Annotated in this window: 18 protein-coding genes and 1 tRNA gene; 13 read left to right on the top strand and 6 right to left on the bottom strand. The window is 34.4% G+C overall.

Going from position 1 to position 18,718, the window contains the following annotated elements; genetic code table 11:
* Window positions 1-301 precede the first annotated feature (301 nt).
* Window positions 302-703 carry an SMI1/KNR4 family protein gene (locus tag B9N71_RS02590; protein WP_065589761.1) on the bottom strand — a complete coding sequence of 134 codons (402 nt, stop codon included), beginning with the start codon at window positions 701-703 and terminating at the stop codon, window positions 302-304.
* Between the two features lie 360 nt (window positions 704-1,063).
* Between B9N71_RS02590 and B9N71_RS02595 the strand changes: the two genes are divergently transcribed.
* Entirely contained in the window at window positions 1,064-1,714 is a 651-nt protein-coding gene (locus tag B9N71_RS02595) for a DUF421 domain-containing protein (RefSeq protein ID WP_034912801.1), read from the top strand.
* Window positions 1,715-1,788: 74 nt separating this feature from the next.
* On the opposite strand, the gene B9N71_RS02600 is transcribed toward B9N71_RS02595, so the two are convergent.
* Complete coding sequence (locus B9N71_RS02600) at window positions 1,789-2,061, bottom strand: DksA/TraR family C4-type zinc finger protein (protein ID WP_065589760.1); 273 nt, start codon at window positions 2,059-2,061, stop codon at window positions 1,789-1,791.
* A gap of 165 nt (window positions 2,062-2,226) precedes the next feature.
* Between B9N71_RS02600 and msrA the strand changes: the two genes are divergently transcribed.
* From msrA to msrB, 3 genes are read left to right on the top strand one after another with little or no spacing between them, the layout of a single operon-like run.
* Window positions 2,227-2,754 (top strand): peptide-methionine (S)-S-oxide reductase MsrA, encoded by a 528-nt coding sequence (gene msrA, locus B9N71_RS02605; RefSeq protein WP_085164012.1) that lies wholly within the window; start codon window positions 2,227-2,229, stop codon window positions 2,752-2,754.
* 15 nt (window positions 2,755-2,769) lie between these two features.
* Entirely contained in the window at window positions 2,770-3,297 is a 528-nt protein-coding gene (locus B9N71_RS02610) for a cytochrome b (RefSeq protein WP_085164013.1), read from the top strand.
* A 48-nt stretch (window positions 3,298-3,345) separates the two neighbouring features.
* Window positions 3,346-3,789 carry a peptide-methionine (R)-S-oxide reductase MsrB gene (msrB, locus tag B9N71_RS02615; RefSeq protein ID WP_065589763.1) on the top strand — a complete coding sequence of 148 codons (444 nt, stop codon included), beginning with the start codon at window positions 3,346-3,348 and terminating at the stop codon, window positions 3,787-3,789.
* A gap of 60 nt (window positions 3,790-3,849) precedes the next feature.
* On the opposite strand, the gene lptG is transcribed toward msrB, so the two are convergent.
* Together lptG and lptF are read right to left on the bottom strand one after the other, a co-directional pair.
* Complete coding sequence (lptG, locus tag B9N71_RS02620; protein ID WP_085164014.1) at window positions 3,850-4,914, bottom strand: LPS export ABC transporter permease LptG; 1,065 nt, start codon at window positions 4,912-4,914, stop codon at window positions 3,850-3,852.
* 10 nt (window positions 4,915-4,924) lie between these two features.
* On the bottom strand, window positions 4,925-6,028 hold the full coding sequence (gene lptF, locus B9N71_RS02625) for an LPS export ABC transporter permease LptF (protein WP_065589756.1): 1,104 nt from the start codon (window positions 6,026-6,028) through the stop codon (window positions 4,925-4,927).
* A 137-nt stretch (window positions 6,029-6,165) separates the two neighbouring features.
* Here lptF and B9N71_RS02630 point away from each other — a divergent pair, with 137 nt between their 5' ends.
* The 6 genes from B9N71_RS02630 (at window position 6,166) to ruvB (ending at window position 13,023) form a co-directional block, all read left to right on the top strand.
* Window positions 6,166-7,644: a leucyl aminopeptidase gene (locus B9N71_RS02630; RefSeq protein ID WP_065589755.1), complete on the top strand. Its 1,479-nt coding sequence runs from the start codon at window positions 6,166-6,168 to the stop codon at window positions 7,642-7,644.
* Between the two features lie 16 nt (window positions 7,645-7,660).
* Entirely contained in the window at window positions 7,661-8,116 is a 456-nt protein-coding gene (locus B9N71_RS02635; RefSeq protein WP_065610897.1) for a DNA polymerase III subunit chi, read from the top strand.
* Between the two features lie 521 nt (window positions 8,117-8,637).
* Window positions 8,638-10,845, top strand: coding sequence for a DNA polymerase III subunit gamma/tau (dnaX, locus tag B9N71_RS02640; RefSeq protein WP_085164015.1), 2,208 nt, complete (start codon window positions 8,638-8,640; stop codon window positions 10,843-10,845).
* A gap of 31 nt (window positions 10,846-10,876) precedes the next feature.
* The gene (locus B9N71_RS02645) at window positions 10,877-11,215 is read left to right on the top strand and encodes a YbaB/EbfC family nucleoid-associated protein (protein WP_065561174.1); all 339 of its coding nucleotides are present in this window, start codon (window positions 10,877-10,879) and stop codon (window positions 11,213-11,215) included.
* A 181-nt stretch (window positions 11,216-11,396) separates the two neighbouring features.
* Window positions 11,397-12,005: a Holliday junction branch migration protein RuvA gene (ruvA, locus tag B9N71_RS02650; protein ID WP_065589753.1), complete on the top strand. Its 609-nt coding sequence runs from the start codon at window positions 11,397-11,399 to the stop codon at window positions 12,003-12,005.
* Between the two features lie 13 nt (window positions 12,006-12,018).
* Window positions 12,019-13,023, top strand: a complete 1,005-nt coding sequence (ruvB, locus tag B9N71_RS02655; protein WP_034912838.1) for a Holliday junction branch migration DNA helicase RuvB — start codon at window positions 12,019-12,021, stop codon at window positions 13,021-13,023.
* Between the two features lie 93 nt (window positions 13,024-13,116).
* Here ruvB and cysK read toward each other — a convergent pair whose 3' ends face one another.
* Window positions 13,117-14,082 (bottom strand): cysteine synthase A, encoded by a 966-nt coding sequence (cysK, locus tag B9N71_RS02660; RefSeq protein ID WP_065589751.1) that lies wholly within the window; start codon window positions 14,080-14,082, stop codon window positions 13,117-13,119.
* Between the two features lie 486 nt (window positions 14,083-14,568).
* Window positions 14,569-14,645: transfer RNA gene (locus B9N71_RS02665), tRNA-Val, on the bottom strand.
* 281 nt (window positions 14,646-14,926) lie between these two features.
* Here B9N71_RS02665 and recQ point away from each other — a divergent pair.
* From recQ to panB, 3 genes are all read left to right on the top strand, one after another.
* Window positions 14,927-16,756: a DNA helicase RecQ gene (recQ, locus tag B9N71_RS02670; RefSeq protein ID WP_085164016.1), complete on the top strand. Its 1,830-nt coding sequence runs from the start codon at window positions 14,927-14,929 to the stop codon at window positions 16,754-16,756.
* Between the two features lie 265 nt (window positions 16,757-17,021).
* Entirely contained in the window at window positions 17,022-17,864 is an 843-nt protein-coding gene (locus tag B9N71_RS02675) for a Rossmann-like and DUF2520 domain-containing protein (RefSeq protein ID WP_085164017.1), read from the top strand.
* The gene (panB, locus tag B9N71_RS02680) at window positions 17,861-18,715 is read left to right on the top strand and encodes a 3-methyl-2-oxobutanoate hydroxymethyltransferase (RefSeq protein ID WP_065574775.1); all 855 of its coding nucleotides are present in this window, start codon (window positions 17,861-17,863) and stop codon (window positions 18,713-18,715) included. Before B9N71_RS02675 ends, panB begins: the two co-directional genes overlap by 4 nt.
* Window positions 18,716-18,718 lie beyond the last annotated feature (3 nt).

Below are 18,718 nucleotides of genomic sequence, written 5' to 3' on the forward strand. Positions count from 1 at the left end.
CCGATTGAGTATAAAACACTAAAACAGGCAGCATGATTTTCTACGTGAGTTGTGTACTAAGTTTGGGGTATTTACATTTATCTGTTAGCATTGTTCTTGGCATGATGAATCGAGTTATGGTTGTTTTTGGCAGAATTATTATAACTCACATCATGCCGTCTAAAAATAATCACGAAAGATCAACACGCCCTAATATTTTATGATTAAAATACTCAACTGAAAACTTATAAGGCGTTAATTTTGTTTTTATGTATATTCATTGCAACATTTTTTTAATTACTTTAAACAATGCGATTAATTCCTACAGCTTATTTATAAAACTATCAAATGATTCAGATACTAAAACTAATTCTTTTTCATCCATCAGCCATATATATATTTCTCCATAATTTTCATTTTTTAATGAAAGTAAAAAACAATTTCCACCCTCATCATAAGCAAAAGGAATCATATCTTTTAAATTAGAAAAGTCATCAATTAAATTAGTGTAAATATCTTCTATAGTTAAATCGCCATATTTTATTGGATTAAAGCCACCTAATAAAAAGAAATTATGTTCACCGTTTTCGGGAGGGTAACCACCATTAAATTTAATGTAAAAATCAATAAATGAAAGTGGAATTTCTTTATCAAAATAGTTGCTAAATTCTTCAATTTCTTCAAAAGATAATTGTTTTTCCGATTCTTCGATTATTAGTTGCATTTGTTATTATCCTTTTTAACTGGAAATATATACTTTTTGATTGTTTTTGTGGGTAAATATTTTACCTTCATTTCAAACTTAAAACACACCGATTTACAACATTGCATAATAGAAATTAGTTATCGCAATCAAAGTAATAATCTTATAATTTGTGTGAATTTTAGAGTAAAATACAATCAATAAATTATATTAATAATCATACTTTGTTTTAGTCATGAAAATAGAACCGTATTGATCATTAATTAAACAAAAATTATACCAGTTTTACATAAATTATTACCCGTTTCGATACAGAAGTTTCTATTGATTCTGCATTTGGAATTGTAGTTCAACATATTTTGTTTAGCTTGGAGAAAGGAAATGTATTTATTAGAAATGGCACCAAAATTTTTATTAGCTTTAATTATTTTACTTGTTTATGTGAAGTTATCGGGTAAAAGCCAAATAGCACCTATGTCACAGCTTGATCAGGTTGGTAGTATGGTTATTGGTGCGTTGGTTGGGGGGGCCTTACTTAGTCCGACAGTATCTTCTTGGGAATCGGCTGGATTAGTGGCTATTTGGGCTGGCTTACTTGTTTTAATTCGATTTATCAAATCTAAAAACTCACGTTTACGCGATGCTATAGATGGCGAACCAATCCAACTTGTTAAAAATGGGCATTTAATAACGGATAATTTTGTTAAAGCCAACTTACCAGTAAGGGATTTTGAAACCTTAGTCAATATACAAGGCATAGCTTCTTTTGATGAGTTAAAAGAAGTTTGGTATGAATTAAATGGTTCGTTAACTGTTATCAAAAAAGGTGATAAAGATATTGCCGTGCTAATCATCGAAAATGGCGGTATTAGCCATGACAATTTAGAACAACTTAAAAAAGATGAAAATTGGGTTAAACAAGAAATTGCAAAACAAGGTTATGAAAAATTAGAAGATATTTTTTGTGCTGAATGGTTTGATAATAAATTAATTGTTTATCCTTATGACGCTGTTCGTGAAGGTAAAAAATAACTATTGTTTGTATCTTAGGGTGGGTAATAATCCACCCATCTTTTAGCTCAATTGGTTAAAAATGTATCTTCAAATTAACGTAGTTGGCTATCTTTGCTGCCACGACGATTATATAGACTTGATGTTTTAGCTAATTGTTTATCGATTTCTTGTTGGCAAGACAAACAATATTGTACGCCAGGCAATGCTGACCTTCTGGCTTCTATAATAGGCTCTCCACATTCAATACAAAAATGAGCACTAATTGTACCGTGATTGAGTTGTCTTCTTGCGTTTTCGATGGCATCAGCAATAGTGCCTTCGATTTGTTGATTAACGGCATCGTCAGACGCCCATCCACTTGCCATAAATGAATCCTTCCATAACTGAAATCGTTGACCAATGATATGGTGTTTTTTTAAACATTTTCAAGTAGTATGCTAATTTAAAGCAGTGTATTTTAGTGTTAATGATTATGCTGAAGTTAAGCAATAAATAGAAGAATTGTTTAACATATTAAGTGGGAGGTTATTATGCAACAATATGAACAAGCAACATTTGCTGGTGGTTGTTTTTGGTGTATGGTTAAACCCTTTGATCAGTATGAAGGGGTTATTAGTATTGTAGCAGGATATACTGGGGGGAATGTTATCAATCCAACCTATCAGCAAGTTTGCTCAGGCACAACAGGGCACACCGAAGCGGTACAAATTAAGTTTGATCCAAAAGTTATTAGTTATAAAAAATTGCTTGAAATTTTTTGGAAACAAATCGATCCAACGGATTCACAAGGGCAATTTGCTGATCGAGGTGATTCTTATCGTCCTGTTATTTTTTATCATAATGAATATCAACATAAAGTAGCATTATCGTCTAAACAAGCATTACAAGATAGTAAGAAGTTTAATAAGCCTATAGGTGTCGCTATCGAGCCAGCAGTTGCCTTTTACCTAGCTGAGGATTATCACCAAAATTATTATACAAAACAATCCCAGCATTATAATCAATATTATCAATTATCAGGGCGATCAAAGTTTTTAGCCCAGCATTGGCAAAAATAAAGAGGCAATTGAATTATGCAAAACTATCCGCAATATAGTAGTAAACAAAAATGGATTCATTGGTTAACATTGATACTGATTGTATTAACGTTTTTATTAGTGTTATTTAAGGTGACATTGTCACATTATTTGGGTGGTATGTTCACTATTTATTTATTGCATAAATCTTTTGGTGTGTTGATATTTGTAATAACATTGTGGCGTTTTACAATTATTAAAACCGAAGGTGTGCCTAATGTCTTGCCCAAAAATCAAAAACTACAACGTATTTTATCTAAGTCCATACAAGGATTTATTTACATTTTTTTAATTATTGTGCCTCTGTCTGGGTACTTAATGAGTAGTCGGTCGCTGAATTTTTTTGGCATCATTTCTATTCCGGCTATTGATATGCCTAACATGTTTTATGATTTTTTTCATATTATGCATAAGTTCAGCCCATATTTATTAGCAATTTTACTTATTTTACATATAGCTGGCGCCTTATATCATTATTTTTGGATTAAAGATAAAGTATTGCAATCAATGTTAAGTCGTAATTAATTCTATTATTTAAAATAAATAACATAAAGGTGACTTATGAATAAAACAATGAAAGAAAAAGCACTGTCTATATTAACACCTATGCAATATCACGTAACTCAAAAAAATGGGACTGAACCACCGTTCGAAAACGAATTTAATTCCAATAATGAGGAAGGGATATATGTTGATATTGTGTCTGGCGAGCCGTTATTTACTTCGTTAGATAAATTTGATTCAGGATGTGGCTGGCCTAGTTTTGCTAAACCGATAAACAAGAGCAATATTGTTGAAAAAAAGGACACTAGTTTTGGTATGCGACGTATTGAAGTGCGATCTGTGGAAGCTGATTCTCATCTTGGGCATGTCTTTAATGATGGTCCAAAAGAGTTAGGTGGATTACGTTATTGTATTAACTCGGCTTCCTTACGATTTATACCTAAAGAGGAACTGGAAGATGCAGGTTATGGGCAATATTTAAACCTGTTTGATAAACAATCACAGACAGCATAATCGTTACAATATAAAAATCCTATCATCTAAATCAGATGATAGGATAAAATTTTAAAAAACCTAGTTTTTTCGTTTAAATAAAATATAACTAATCAATAAAAATACGAAACTGGTTATAAGCGAACCAATAATAGGGTAAATACCAATAACAATACTTACTTGGGCAAACAAATTATCGGCAATATAAAATAAAAAGCCAAAGCTGATACCTATCACCACACGAATCCCCATTGATACGCTACGCAATGGACCAAAAATAAACGATAAAGCTAACAACATCATCACAGCAACTGAAATTGGTTTAATGATCTTTTTCCAAAACAGCAAATCATAATACTTAGTATCTTGCCCAGAGTTTTTTAGATATTGTGAATATTCATAAAGTCCTGAAGCCGACAACGAGTCAGGATCAAATGCGACAATATTTAATTTATCAGGAGTAATGCTTGTTTTCCAAGGTATGGATATCGTATTTACACCAACTACTTTATTGGGCACTGTTAGATCATTTTTTTCAACTTGCGATAATGTCCAAGTATCATTTTCATACACTCCATAAGCAGCATAGGTAATGGATTGAAGCTTATTTTGGTCAACTGAATAAATATAAACATTCGAAATCGAATTATCGTTATTTACATGGCCAATAAAAACATAATCATTACCATCTTTAGCCCAAAGACTGCCTTGTTCAGCCATTAACGAATTACCATAAAGCTTTTCAGAACGCATATTGCGTGCAGTTTGCTCGCTAACTGGAGCAACCCATTCACCAATCGCCATTGTAATTAGTACTAGTGGTAATGCTGTTTTCATCACCGCAAATGCAATTTTGAAACGACTAAAGCCAGATGTTTCCATTACAATTAATTCACTGCGGGATGCTAACAATCCTAAACCAATCAATGCACCCAATAACGCTGCCATCGGGAAGAATACTTCTAAATCTTTTGGAGCCATTAAAAGCGTATAAATACCGACAGAAAACGCATCATAATCAACTTTAATTTTTCGAAGCTGATCAATAAAACGGATGATACCCGACAAACTAATAAGTAAAAAAAGACTAACACCAATGGTGCTTAAAATAGTTTTACCGATATAACGATCTAAAATCGAAAACACGCTTTGCTCCTTAAGATGCAGAATATTTTAAGCGAAGTTTACGCATAAATAGGTTATCCCAACAATTCAATATTATCGCTAACACAAAATATCCTAAATTTAATATATAAAACCACAATTCGGGATCTAACCGACCTTTACCAGCATTAGCCTTAATTGAACTGGCCGATAAAAAGTAAACTAAATAGATCAGTAAAGCTGGTAAAACTTGCGCAAGGCGTCCTTGTCGTGGGTTTGATACGCTCAGTGGAATAACTAAAAAGGCCATTAATGGTACTGAAATAATTAGCGTTATCCGCCAATAAAATTCCGCAACAGCTTTAGGTGTATTAGTGTTAATAAGCTCTAATATTCCCAATTGCTGAACATCGATTTTATCGTTATCCTCGTTAGTATTTAACTCTTTGGGTTTTATGATACCTAAATAATTATGAAAGTTTGAAATTCTAAAATCTTTTAATTGTGCTGTTCCTTCATAACGATTAGCATTTTCAAGTGTAATAATTTGGTTACCTTCGTTATCGTGTCCAGTCTTACCTTTATTAGCAATAATAATAGAAGGTCGTTGATTTGCTTTTGGATTGATTTGAGCAATAAAGACATTCTCTAAATTGTTATTATCCACATTACCAATGTAAATAACTGAATTACCATCTGGCGTTTGTTGGAATTGTCCTGCTAATAATCCAGCTAAACTAGGATTGATCTTAGCATTAGCAACCAATTGATCTTGCTTAACGTTAGACCAAGGACCAAACCAGAGTGAATTCATTACGGTTAATATACTAGTTAAAATGCATAGAAGAAATACTACTTGATAAGTTAAGTTTTTCTTAACACCACATGCATGCATTGCTACCATTTCACTATCAGAATAAAGTCGCCCGAAAGTAACAAGTACACCAAGAAAAAGGCTCAGCGGCAAAATAAGATCGGCCATATTTGATACGCCTAAAACTAGTAACGGCATAATTAATTCACGAGGGATTGAACCATCGATTGCGCTCGACAAAATTCTAATTAATTTTTGAGAAAAGAAAATCAGCAACAAAATAAATAAAATTGCCCCTTGGGTTTTCAATGTTTCTTTCACTAAATATCGACGAATTATCACATCTTACCTTTATCTGTTGGCACAAAACCAGACTATTATAATCTGATTTGTTTCGTTTTAGTTATCTTTTTGTTGCTATCCAACAATGAACCGATAGAATATAAATTATCTGCACTAATTCATAAACGAGACGCACCATGGAATTTCAAATAAAAAACAGTACTATTATAACTAAACAAAAAACAGAGTGTTTAGTTGTTTCAATTGATTCAAGAAAAAACCAGTCTGATTTTGTCAAAGATATCGATAAATCAACCAATGGTTTAGTTAGTCAACTTATCAAATCAGGTGATATAAGTTGCGAACTAGGTAAAACTACTTTGCTATATCCAAATAACAATTTAAAACAAAAACTTTTATTTGTTGGTTGTGGCAAAGCAAAAACATTTGACTCAGTTCAAGCTAAAACCGTTATTAAAGCGGTAATAAAAGAACTACTAGCCAAAAAAATTAAAAATATCGCATGGGATCTATTAGCGTTCAATGAAGTAAATAGCCTTGAAATAGCCAAACAATTGCCGCAAATTATTAGCGATATAACTTATCGGTTTGATGATTTTAAAACGACTAAAGATCCTGTACCAAGCTTAACTAAAGTGACATTATTAATTCATAATAAGAAAGCGTTATCAGCATTAACTGATAACTTGTTACAAGGGCAAATTATTGCTAATGCTATTACCGTAACAAAAACAATTGCCAATATGCCGTCAAATATTTGTAACGCAAAATACTTAGCCGAACAAGGTAAACAACTAGGCAAACAGCATTCATCATTAAAAGTAACCTGCCTTGGCGAAAGCGAATTGGCAAAATTAAACATGAACGCTTATTTAGCAGTAGGGCGGGGTTCGCAAAACGAATCAATCATGACTATTATTGAATACAAAGGTGCTAAAGATAAAAAAGCCCAGCCGTATGTTTTAGTCGGCAAGGGACTAACCTTTGATTCAGGAGGAATATCAATCAAACCATCTGCAGGCATGGACGAAATGAAATACGATATGTGCGGTGCGGCAACCGTTTATGGTGTTATGCAGGCTGTGGCAGAGTTAAAATTACCTATTAACGTTGTTGGAGTCATGGCGGGTTGTGAAAACATGCCTGACGGCAACAGCTACCGTCCTGGCGACATATTGACAACCATGTCAGGTACTACAGTTGAAGTGATTAACACTGATGCTGAAGGTCGCTTAGTCTTATGTGATGCTTTAACATATGTTGAACGTTACAATCCAAAAACTGTTATTGATATTGCCACTTTAACTGGCGCTTGTATCGTTGCACTAGGACATCACTATACTGGAGTAATGGGTAATAACGACAAATTAGTTGCACAATTGATCTTATCATCCAACAAAGCAGGCGACAAAGCATGGGCGCTACCGATTGATAGTGAATTCCAAGAACAAATCAAATCAACCTGTGCTGATATTGTTAATACTGGTGGTCGAGATGGCGGCACCATTACTGCGGCATGCTTCTTATCACGTTTTACCGAAAAATATCAATGGGCACATCTAGATATTGCTGGCACAGCGTGGAAATCTGGTGGGCAAAAAGGAGCAACGGGTCGTCCAGTTGCCATGTTGATTCAATATCTACTAGATCAATAAATCGAGCTAAGATTTTATGAAAAAAGTGATCTTCTATTTACTTGAAAACCAAACAGAAGCCGACGAGTCTGGCGTGCTTTTTTACGAAAAACTAGCATGCAAAAAAATAGTTGAAGCATGGCACGCCAATCAGCGCGTGCAAGTTGCTTGTCAAGATCAGGGTCAAGCAGAACGAATAGACGAGTACCTATGGCAACTCGAAACCGACAATTTTGTTCCGCATAATTTGGCTGGTGAAGGCATGAAAGGGGGATCACCTGTTGAAATTAGCTGGCCACAAAAACGTAGCAGCGGCACACGTCAGCTACTTATTAATTTACAAGAACAATTTCCTGAATTTGCAGGTGTTTATCGTGATATTATCGATTTTGTGCCAGTGGATGAGCAGCTAAAGTCATTAGCAAGGAAACGGTACAAGTTATATAAAGAGGCAGGATTTAATCTTAAAACGATTTCAATTAATTGTGAATAATATTAGGGAAGTTTTTTTATTTCTTCACTGATTATTTTTTCTAAAACTTAACGTGAAAATTAAATAAAATCAATAGCCTACCTGAATGTTTTTTAATGGTGAAATCTGTGCATTATCCAAAAACTCAAAATTCACGCCAACCCTTTTTTTATTGATGGGTAAAAATTAATTAAAAACAATAAATTAAAATCATCTTGTAGAAAAGGGTATTTTAAAGTAGAAAACCTGTTTTGCTTTTGCAAAACTATGTTTATAGTATATCTGTTTCTCTATTAACGCCATATAGGTGGTTTAGAAAAACGCTCTTTTTTCGTTGTGCTTTCTTATATATTCCATTTTATAATTTGTTAGGTATGTTTAGGTTAGCACTATTACACTTTTATTTTTTAATAGCAAATTTAGGTTTTCTCAAGCTAAATTTTGTTGATTAATATTGCATCGATTATTGACTGTATCAAGACTATTTTGCCAGTTTATGATATAATTAGTGCCAAATTCAATTGCAATGAGTTATGGTGATTATGAGTTATCAAGTTCTGGCACGCAAATGGCGACCAAAATCATTTTCTGAGGTTGTGGGGCAGCAACATGTCCTTAAAATTTTGTCTAATGCACTTTCGCTAGGGCGAGTTCATCATGCTTATTTGTTTTCAGGCACTCGAGGAGTAGGTAAAACGTCAATTGCGCGTTTGTTAGCAAAAGGGCTGAATTGCGAAACAGGCATTACTGCTACACCATGTGGAGTTTGTGATAATTGTCGTGATATTGAACAAGGTCGTTTTGTTGATTTACTTGAAATTGATGCCGCATCTCGTACCAAGGTCGAAGACACTCGTGAAATACTTGATAACATCCAATATTTACCAACTAAAGGGCGCTTTAAGGTTTATTTGATTGATGAAGTGCATATGTTATCGCGCAGTAGCTTTAATGCACTTCTTAAAACCCTAGAGGAGCCACCTGAGCATGTTAAGTTTTTATTGGCAACTACAGATCCGCAAAAATTACCTATAACTATTTTATCACGTTGTTTGCATTTACATTTAAATGTATTAGATACAACATTAATTGGCCAGCAACTTGAACATATTTTAAAATTAGAGCAAATCAGCAGCGATCCGAAAGCGATTGGGTTATTAGCTAAAGCAGCTAATGGTAGTATGCGTGATGCGCTGAGTTTAACCGATCAAGCGATTGCTCTTGGTAACGGTAAGGTCGATGCAGAATCAGTGTCGGTAATGCTTGGTACACTTGATAAGTCGGTTCCTTTTGCAATTGTTGAAGCATTACATAATAGTGATGGTAATGCCTTAATGCAACAAATTGAAGCAGCTGCTATGCAGGGCGCTGATTTGGATAATCTGTTAGCCGAAACCATTACTTTATTGCATCAAATTGCGTTATTACAAGTAGTGCCAACTGCTTTGGGTGATTATATTGATAATGAAGAGCGCATACGTTTTTTAGCACAATATATGGCACCTAACGATGTGCAGTTGTTTTATCAAATTTTGCTAATGGGTCGTAAAGAGCTTTCTTTTTCGCCTGATAAAAAAATTGGTGTCGAGATGAGTTTTTTACGCGCTTTAGCCTTTATGCCAAAGGTGGTTGATGCTGTTACACCACCAGTTATGGCTAGTTCGGCATCTGTTCAAGGCAATAAGCAGACTCAAACTCAAAAGCAAACTAAAGAACCGCCTAATACCCAATCGCAATCACAAGCAGTAATGCATGCGAATGTATCAAGGCAAGCAGAAGCTAATAATCAGGCTGTAAATCAAACTAAAAAACAATCTCGAATTCAGCAATCTGATCCTATACTTGCAACAGTGAGCCAGCCAGTTAATCATACCGAACAGAATACACCACAATCGGTGATAAGTTCGTCATTAACAAATGAGCAAAGTCAGCACAACGACTTAAACGATTTAACCGTTTTGTCTTCAAAAACAGCGTCAACATCTAAAGCCAAACCAGCAACGGCGGATCTAACGATTCCTGATGGTGTGTCGTCGGTGACTAAAAGCATTTTAGAAATGCGTATGCAGTTGTTAAAAGAGGAACAATATCCAAAAAAGTCTGAATCGGTTGATGTAATTCAACCAAAAAATTTAGTAATAAATAAATCACTAACACGAATTAAACAGAGCGTTGTGCCAGTAAACGATATCGATAACAACGATAACGGCAATAGTAAAGAAGATATTACCGCTGAAAATTATCAATGGCAAGCCAGTGGTCTAACTGCAATGAAGGAAGAGTTGGTGGTCGATACTAAGGCTTTTCGTGAGTCACTAAATGGTGATAAAACTCCTGAAATGATTAAGAAATTAATTACCGAAATGGCGCAAAAAGATGCCTGGTGTGCCGAGATCGAGCAATTAGATTTACCGCCGTTAATTAAGCAAATCGTAGCTAATTCAGCTTTTGAACAAGTAGATAGTGGAACGATTGTGTTGCATTTGCGTTCAACCGTTAAGCATTTGATTAATTCGATATCGAATGTGATAAAGATAAAAAAAGCGCTATGCAAACATCGTAACCAAGAGCTTGATGTAGATATTATTATTGATGATGTAAATTATAAAACACCAGTTGAAATGCGCGAAGAGTTATACCAAGAAAAACTTGCGCAGGCGAAGATAGCCATTGCCGAAGATTCAAAAGTGGCTACAATTTGTCGATATTTTGATGCTAAGATTGATGAATCCAGTATTCGTCCTGTATAATGCAGACTATATTTTTTAATGAGGAATTATTATGTTTTCAGGTGGAAAAGGTGGTTTGGGCAATTTAATGAAACAAGCCCAACAAATGCAAGCTAAAATGCAACAAGCACAAGAGGAGATCGCTAAATTAGAAGTTACTGGCGAATCAGGTGCTGGTTTAGTTAAAGTCACCATTAATGGTACTCATAGTTGTAAGCGCGTTGAAATTGATCCATCACTTATGGCTGATGATGATAAAGAGATGTTAGAAGATCTTATTGCTGCGGCTTATAATGATGCGGCTCGCCGTTTAGATGAAGCACAAAAAGAAAGAATGGCTCAGGTTACTGGTGGCATGCAATTACCACCAGGTTTTAAAATGCCGTTTTAAGTTAATGCATTAATTCAGTTAGTTAAACTTTTTGCATTGCCGACTTTGAGTACCAAGTCGGCGATATTTTTTTGTTATTGCCTGTCTATTTATACAGTTTTTCTTTATTATTTTTTTGCTATCGGGTAAACTACACCTTATTATTTGCTTATTTGTTATGCTTTATTATTAAGGATATATTGTGATTGGTCGTTTACGTGGTACCATTATTGAAAAGCAACCACCTAAAGTCTTGATAGAAGTCGGTGGCATCGGTTACGATGTGTTTATGCCGATGACCTGTTTTTATGAATTACCCGAAAATGGACGAGAGGTCATTGTGTTAACACATTTTTCCGTGCGTGAAGATGCCCAAATCCTATATGGTTTTAATCAAGAACAAGAGCGTGAATTGTTTCGTGAACTTATTAAAGTTAATGGAGTTGGTCCTAAGTTGGCGTTAGCCATTTTATCGGGCATGTCAGCAGCACAATTTATTAGTGCTGTTGAACAAGGTGAAATTAAAACGCTAGTTAAATTGCCAGGCGTAGGTAATAAAACTGCACAACGATTAATTGTTGAGATGAAAGATCGCCTCAAACATTTTGGTGAGCAATCATCAAATGTTAGCTTGGTTTCTGATGTAGATAGTGTTCAAAAGTCAGCTAATCAAATTGAAAGCGAGGCTGTTTCAGCTTTAATTGCATTAGGTTATAAACCACAAGAAGCTAGCCGTATTATTAATAAAGTAATTAATCCTGATATGGATTGCGAAACGCTGATTCGTGAAGCCTTAAAATCAGCATTGTAAATAGAGATTTATTATGATTGAAGCGGATCGTTTGATTGCACCACAAGCGCAAAAGGAAGAAGAGTCATTAGATCGTGCAATTCGTCCAAAATATTTAGACGAATACATTGGTCAACCGCAAGTTCGTGAGCAAATGAAGATATTTATTCAAGCCGCTAAACAACGCAGTGATGCACTTGATCATGTGCTTATTTTTGGTCCTCCAGGGCTTGGAAAAACTACATTGGCTAATATTGTCGCAAACGAAATGAATGTAAATTTACGCACTACATCAGGCCCTGTTTTAGAAAAAGCCGGCGATTTAGCCGCTATGCTAACTAATCTAGAGCCAAACGATGTGCTGTTTATTGATGAGATTCATCGGCTTTCGCCTGTAGTTGAAGAAATTTTATATCCAGCTATGGAAGATTATCAATTAGATATTATGATTGGTGAAGGACCTGCTGCACGTTCAATCAAAATCGATCTTCCCCCCTTTACATTAATAGGTGCAACAACTCGTGCAGGGTCGTTAACTTCGCCATTGCGGGATCGTTTTGGTATTGTACAAAGACTTGAGTTTTATCGGGTTGAGGATTTGGAATATATTGTTAGCCGTAGCGCTAAATTTTTGGGCATGGATCTGTCAGACGAAGGTGCGCATTTAATTGCCCAACGTTCACGCGGTACCCCCCGAATTGCAAATCGACTTTTGCGCCGAGTGCGCGATTATGCCGATGTAAAATCAAAAGGTGTTATCGACAAAAAAATTGCTATTCAAGCGCTAGATATGCTTGATGTTGATAATGAAGGTTTTGATTATATGGATCGCAAATTATTACTGGCCATTATAGAAAAATTTATGGGTGGCCCTGTTGGTTTAGATAACATTGCCGCGGCAATTGGTGAAGAGCGTGAAACGATCGAAGATGTACTTGAACCTTTTTTAATTCAGCAAGGTTATATTCAAAGAACGCCACGTGGTAGAATTGCAACACCACATGCTTATCGTCATTTTGGGATAATTCAGGATAATTGAACAGTTAAAATTATACTAGTTTATGTCAACAAAAAGCGTGGCTATTTGATCAGCCACGCTTTTTTATTAATCAAGTTTAATTCTATTTGGAATTTAACCGAGCTCTTTTTCAGTAAACATGCCACTAAATAAGTCAGTACTTAAGTAGCGTTCACCAGAAGAAGGTAAAATGACTACAATAGTTTTATTAGCATTTTCTGGTAATTTTGCTAATCGATCGGCAGCATAAACGGCGGCACCAGATGAAATTCCTGCTAAAATACCTTCTTTTTCCATCAAATTACGGGCTGTTTTGATCGCTTCTTCATTTGATACTTTTTCCACCACATCAATTAAACTTAAATCAAGATTTGCAGGAATAAAACCAGCTCCAATACCTTGAATTTTGTGAGGTCCCGGCTTAATTGGTTCACCTGCTAGTGTTTGACTGATTACTGGTGAGTTGGTTGGCTCAATGGCAACAGCAGTTATATTTTTACCCTGCGTTTTTTTGATATAACGTGTTACACCTGTAAATGTACCGCCCGTTCCTACTCCAGCAATAAAAATATCGACTTTACCATCGGTATCTTGCCAAATTTCAGGACCCGTTGTTTTTTCGTGAATTTCTGGATTAGCAGGATTACTAAATTGTTGTAGCATCAGGTTCTTTTTAGGATCCCTTGCCATCATTTCCTCTGCTTTTTCGATTGCACCTTTCATACCTTTAGCAGCTTCAGTTAATACTAAGTTAGCTCCTAAGGCTTTTAGTAGCTTTCTGCGTTCAATACTCATGCTTTCAGGCATGGTTAAAGTTAGTTTATAGCCTCGAGCAGCGGCTACAGCTGCAAGTGCAATTCCAGTATTACCACTTGTTGGTTCAATTAATTCAACATCAGTAGTTAATAAACCACGCTTTTCAGCATCCCAAATCATGTTTGAGGCAATGCGGCATTTGACGCTAAAACTTGGATTGCGAGACTCAACTTTGGCTAAAATATTACCGTTACCAAAATGCTTTAATCTCACTAATGGTGTATACCCAATAGTTTGTGAATTATCATCAAAAATCTTACTCATAATAAAGTCCTTCTTTAGTTTCAATTAGCTCAAGAGAAACTCTCTCTAATTACTTAATCATATTTATCATTATAAATACTACCTAAAAAGATGGTACTAATTAATTATTATAATGATATTCATTTGAGCTATAAGGTGATCTTTGTTTGTAGGAGTTTTTTATAAATGTTAGTAATTGCCAAGATTCTAAAATTGAATTTTTGTTAAAAAATATGTTATTACAAAATATATGACTTTAAATCAACAAATTCTGGATCGGCTACACTAATTAGTACCAGTTTTATAAGGTCATTGTTATGATAAACTAAAAATAAATTAATGAAGCAAATATAAATTAGTACAGGTTAGGTAATTTTTTACGATGTTTATTTTGACTATTTTTCTCATATCAGTAATAGGGGGTATGGCTAGGGCTTAATACAGCTGAATTTTAATTGAATAGATGATAATCTGGTTTATTTGGGTAATTTTAAATAGACCATCATATGGTACGCCCGGGTGGACTCGAACCACTGACCCCCACCATGTCAAGGTGATGCTCTAACCAACTGAGCTACGGGCGTATATTTGAAACACGTAAATATTAACTGTCAAATCGGTTTGTATCAAGTAAAAAAATAAAAAAATAGCTTTTTTTTTAGTCTGTTGAACTAAATTTATTATAGAATTAACATTATATGTAATAAATTCTAAAAATTACAATAGATATTGTTTAATGCAGCTGTTTAAAAAACATTTTATTTTTCGGATTGAATTACCAGTTTTCGAAAATTGATGGTGGTTTGTTTACTTTAATTTAGCTATACTCGCTAGCCCAAGTCGGATTTTATATGTTTAGGTTAGTATGTCAATAAAAGATCATATTGAAGATGTTTTACAAAATGTTTTTGGTTACAAGTCATTTCGAAATCAACAAAGAGAAATTATTGAATCTATTATTGATGGTCGTGATACTTTAACAATTATTCCAACTGGGGGCGGAAAATCTTTATGTTATCAAATTCCCGCAGTTTTATTACCAGGAACAGCAATAGTTGTTTCACCCTTAATTTCTTTGATGAAAGATCAGGTTGATCAATTATTAGCTAATGGTATTGCTGCTGCCTATCTTAATGCCTCACAATCATCTATAGAACAACAAAAAGTTATCAAGCAATATTTGGATCATTCAATAAAACTATTATACGTTTCTCCTGAAAGATTGGGTGTTTACTCTTTTTCTTCATTAATTGATGAGTATCCTCCTTCATTAATAGCTATTGATGAGGCGCATTGCATTTCTCAATGGGGGCATGATTTTAGGCCTGATTATAGGCAATTAGGACAACTTTCTATTCGTTTCCCTAAAGTCCCTATTGTTGCATTGACTGCAACAGCAGACACAATGACACAAAAGGATATTATTCATCAACTTAATTTGGTTAATCCATTGGTTGTAGTAAGAAGCTTTGATCGGTCTAATATTCGTTATACAGTTGTTGAAAAATTTAATCAATTTGAACAAGTTGTTTCTTTTATTGAGACGCAAAAAGGTAATAGTGGAATTATTTATTGTTCAAGCCGTTCTAGAGTTGAAGATATGACAACTAGGCTTGCTTCCCGTGGGTTTTCTGTTAAGGCTTATCATGCTGGGTTGACTAATAATGAACGTCAACAGGCCCAAGAAGATTTTATAAAAGATAATGTGCAAATTATTGTAGCTACCGTTGCATTTGGTATGGGAATTAACAAACCTAATGTGCGTTTTGTTGTTCATGCTGATAGCCCAAGAACGATTGAATCTTATTATCAAGAAACAGGCCGTGCAGGTCGTGATGGTGTACCAGCTGAAGCTATACTATTATTTAATAGTAAAGATCTTAATTGGTATCAGCAACAAGTTATTAAAAAAGGGAATGGTCAACATCAAGATATAGAATTACAAAAGATCAATGCAATGGAGGCTTTTGCACAAAGTTTGACTTGTCGGCGCATTGTGTTGCTTAATTATTTTGGTGAAGAGAGGACCGAACCATGTAATAACTGCGATGTTTGTTTATATCCTCCAGAGCTTTATAACGGTTTAATTGATGCACAAAAAGTTTTATCTTGTGTTTATCGTGTAGAACAGCATTATGGTGCTCAATATATTATTGACGTGTTACGTGGTTCTGGGCGATCTCAAATTAAAGAAAATGGTCATGATAAGTTATCGGTTTATGGTATCGGTAAGCAGTATTCATCAGATTATTGGCTTAGTGTTATTAGACAACTAGTTTATTTGGGGTATTTAAGTCAAAATATATCTGCATTTACTACGCTTCAGTTAACACAAAAAGCGCGTCTAATACTTAGAGGTGAAATATCATTATCATTAGCTAAACCACGTTTAGAAATTGTTAAGAAAAGCAGAATTAATCGCTATGCAAGAGCGATTAATTTAACAACAATTCTATCTTACGAAGAACGTATTTTATTTAATAATCTCAAAAGATTACGCAAAAGTATTGCCGATGTTGAAGATATTCCTCCCTATATTGTTTTTAGTGATGCAACATTGCTTGAGATGGTTCAGACTAAACCTGAAAGTAAAAAACAGCTAATTAACATTACTGGTGTGGGTAAAATTAAGTTACAAAAATATGGTAATTTGTTTTTAGATGAAATAAATGAATTTATGATAAAAAATATGTAACAATTTTATACTGAAAAATATTTCTTGAGCTTTTACATCGTTTGGTTCTGGTAATCTTCAAAAGATACCAAATGGTTACATTTCATGTGTTGTTTCCTTCTTTCTGTATCTAATTAATAAAATAATCTACTGTTTTTTCTTTTAATTTTATAATTATTAAAATTATATCTTACTAATTTATTTTAAATGTTATTGATATCTAATTTGATTGAATATCAAGCTGATTAAGCTATAATGCAACGACTTCAAATAATTTACAGTTGTAATGATTATTGGTTTTATCGGTGCAGGTAAAGTAGGTTGTACTTTAGCTAAGTATTTTTCTTTATGTGGAATGCAGATTTCTGGATTTTATAGCCAAACCTATGAACATGCAAAAGAGGCAAGTGATTTTACTCAAAGCCAACATTATACTTTTTTACCTGAATTAGTTAATGATAGTGATTGCATATTAGTCACAGTACCTGATGGTCAAATAGTCACAGTTTGGCAAGAACTTTGTCAATTATCTATTGCTAACAAATGGATTGGTCATTGTAGTGGTCTGTTAACATCGCATATTTTTAGTCAACATAAGGTTGTTCACCCATTTGCGTTTTCGTTGCATCCTTTATATGCTATTTATGATAGATTTAGTTGCTATATGGCAATGTCAGGTATCTCTTTTACTCTTGAAGCAAATGAAAATATTATCCCTCAATTACGAGCCACATTAGCTCCACTAAATAATCCTTTAGCAATTTTACCTGCAAGTAAAAAACCGTTGTATCATGCTGCTTGTGTTATGTTAAGCAATCAAGTTATTGCATTGGTTCAAATTGGTGTTGATTTGTTTAAACAATGTACACTAGATGCTGAATTTAGTGAACAGGCTTGGCATCCATTATTTCTAGGAAATGCAAATAATATTGGTAAAGTAGGAGTGATCAATGCTTTGACTGGACCTGTCGAACGTGGTGATATTGAAACTATCAAACAACATATTATGGCAATGCCTGATGAACTCAAGCCGATTTATCTACAATTATCAACTATTTTACTTAATATTAGTCGGAAAAAACATCCAAATAAGGATTATCGACAATTAGAGCTGGAGCTGTTACCTTGAAAAATACAATTCTTACACTACAAAAACGCAAGCAAAATCAACAAAAAATTACCATGTTAACTGCATACGATTATACTACAGCCAAATTAATGGACGAAAGTGGTATAGATTGTCTGTTAGTCGGTGATTCTTTAGGAATGGTGATGTTAGGTTACGATAGTACTGTATCGGTTACTATGGAGGATATGATTCACCATTCCAAAGCAGTAGCAAGAGCCGCTAAGTCAGCTTTTGTGGTGACAGATTTACCTTTTATGTCTTATCACACGTCTGTATATGATGCGGTTTTAAATGCAGGTCGTTTAATCAAAGAAGGGCAAGCTCAAGCAGTGAAACTTGAAGGTGGGCAAGCATTTTATGAACATATCAAAATGATTACACAAGCATCTATTCCTGTTGTAGCGCATATTGGGTTAATGCCACAATCTGTACTTGCTTTAGGTGGGTATAAAGTTCAAGGTAAGGATTATGAACATGCTAAAAATATTGTTCTTGATGCATTAGCGGTTGAAAAAGCTGGTGCTGCAGCTATTTTGCTTGAGTGTGTTCCGGCAGGTTTAGCGAAATTTATCACACAATTAGTTAATATTCCGACGATTGGCATTGGAGCGGGGGGGGATTGTGATGGGCAAGTGCTAGTTTATCAAGATATGTTATCAATGTATGATGGTATTTCGTCAAAATTTGTGAAATCTTTTGCATCGATTGGTGAACAAATGAAACAAGCTTTTAAATTGTATTGCCAAGAAGTTAATAATCGACAGTTCCCAGCTACAAATCATGAGTTTTCTATTGAAGATAATGTTATAGAGAAACTCAAGCTTGAATTTACTATTAACCATAAGGGCTAATAC

The sequence above is a fragment of the Gilliamella bombi genome (assembly GCF_900103255.1).
In the GTDB taxonomy this organism is placed as follows: domain Bacteria; phylum Pseudomonadota; class Gammaproteobacteria; order Enterobacterales; family Orbaceae; genus Gilliamella; species Gilliamella bombi.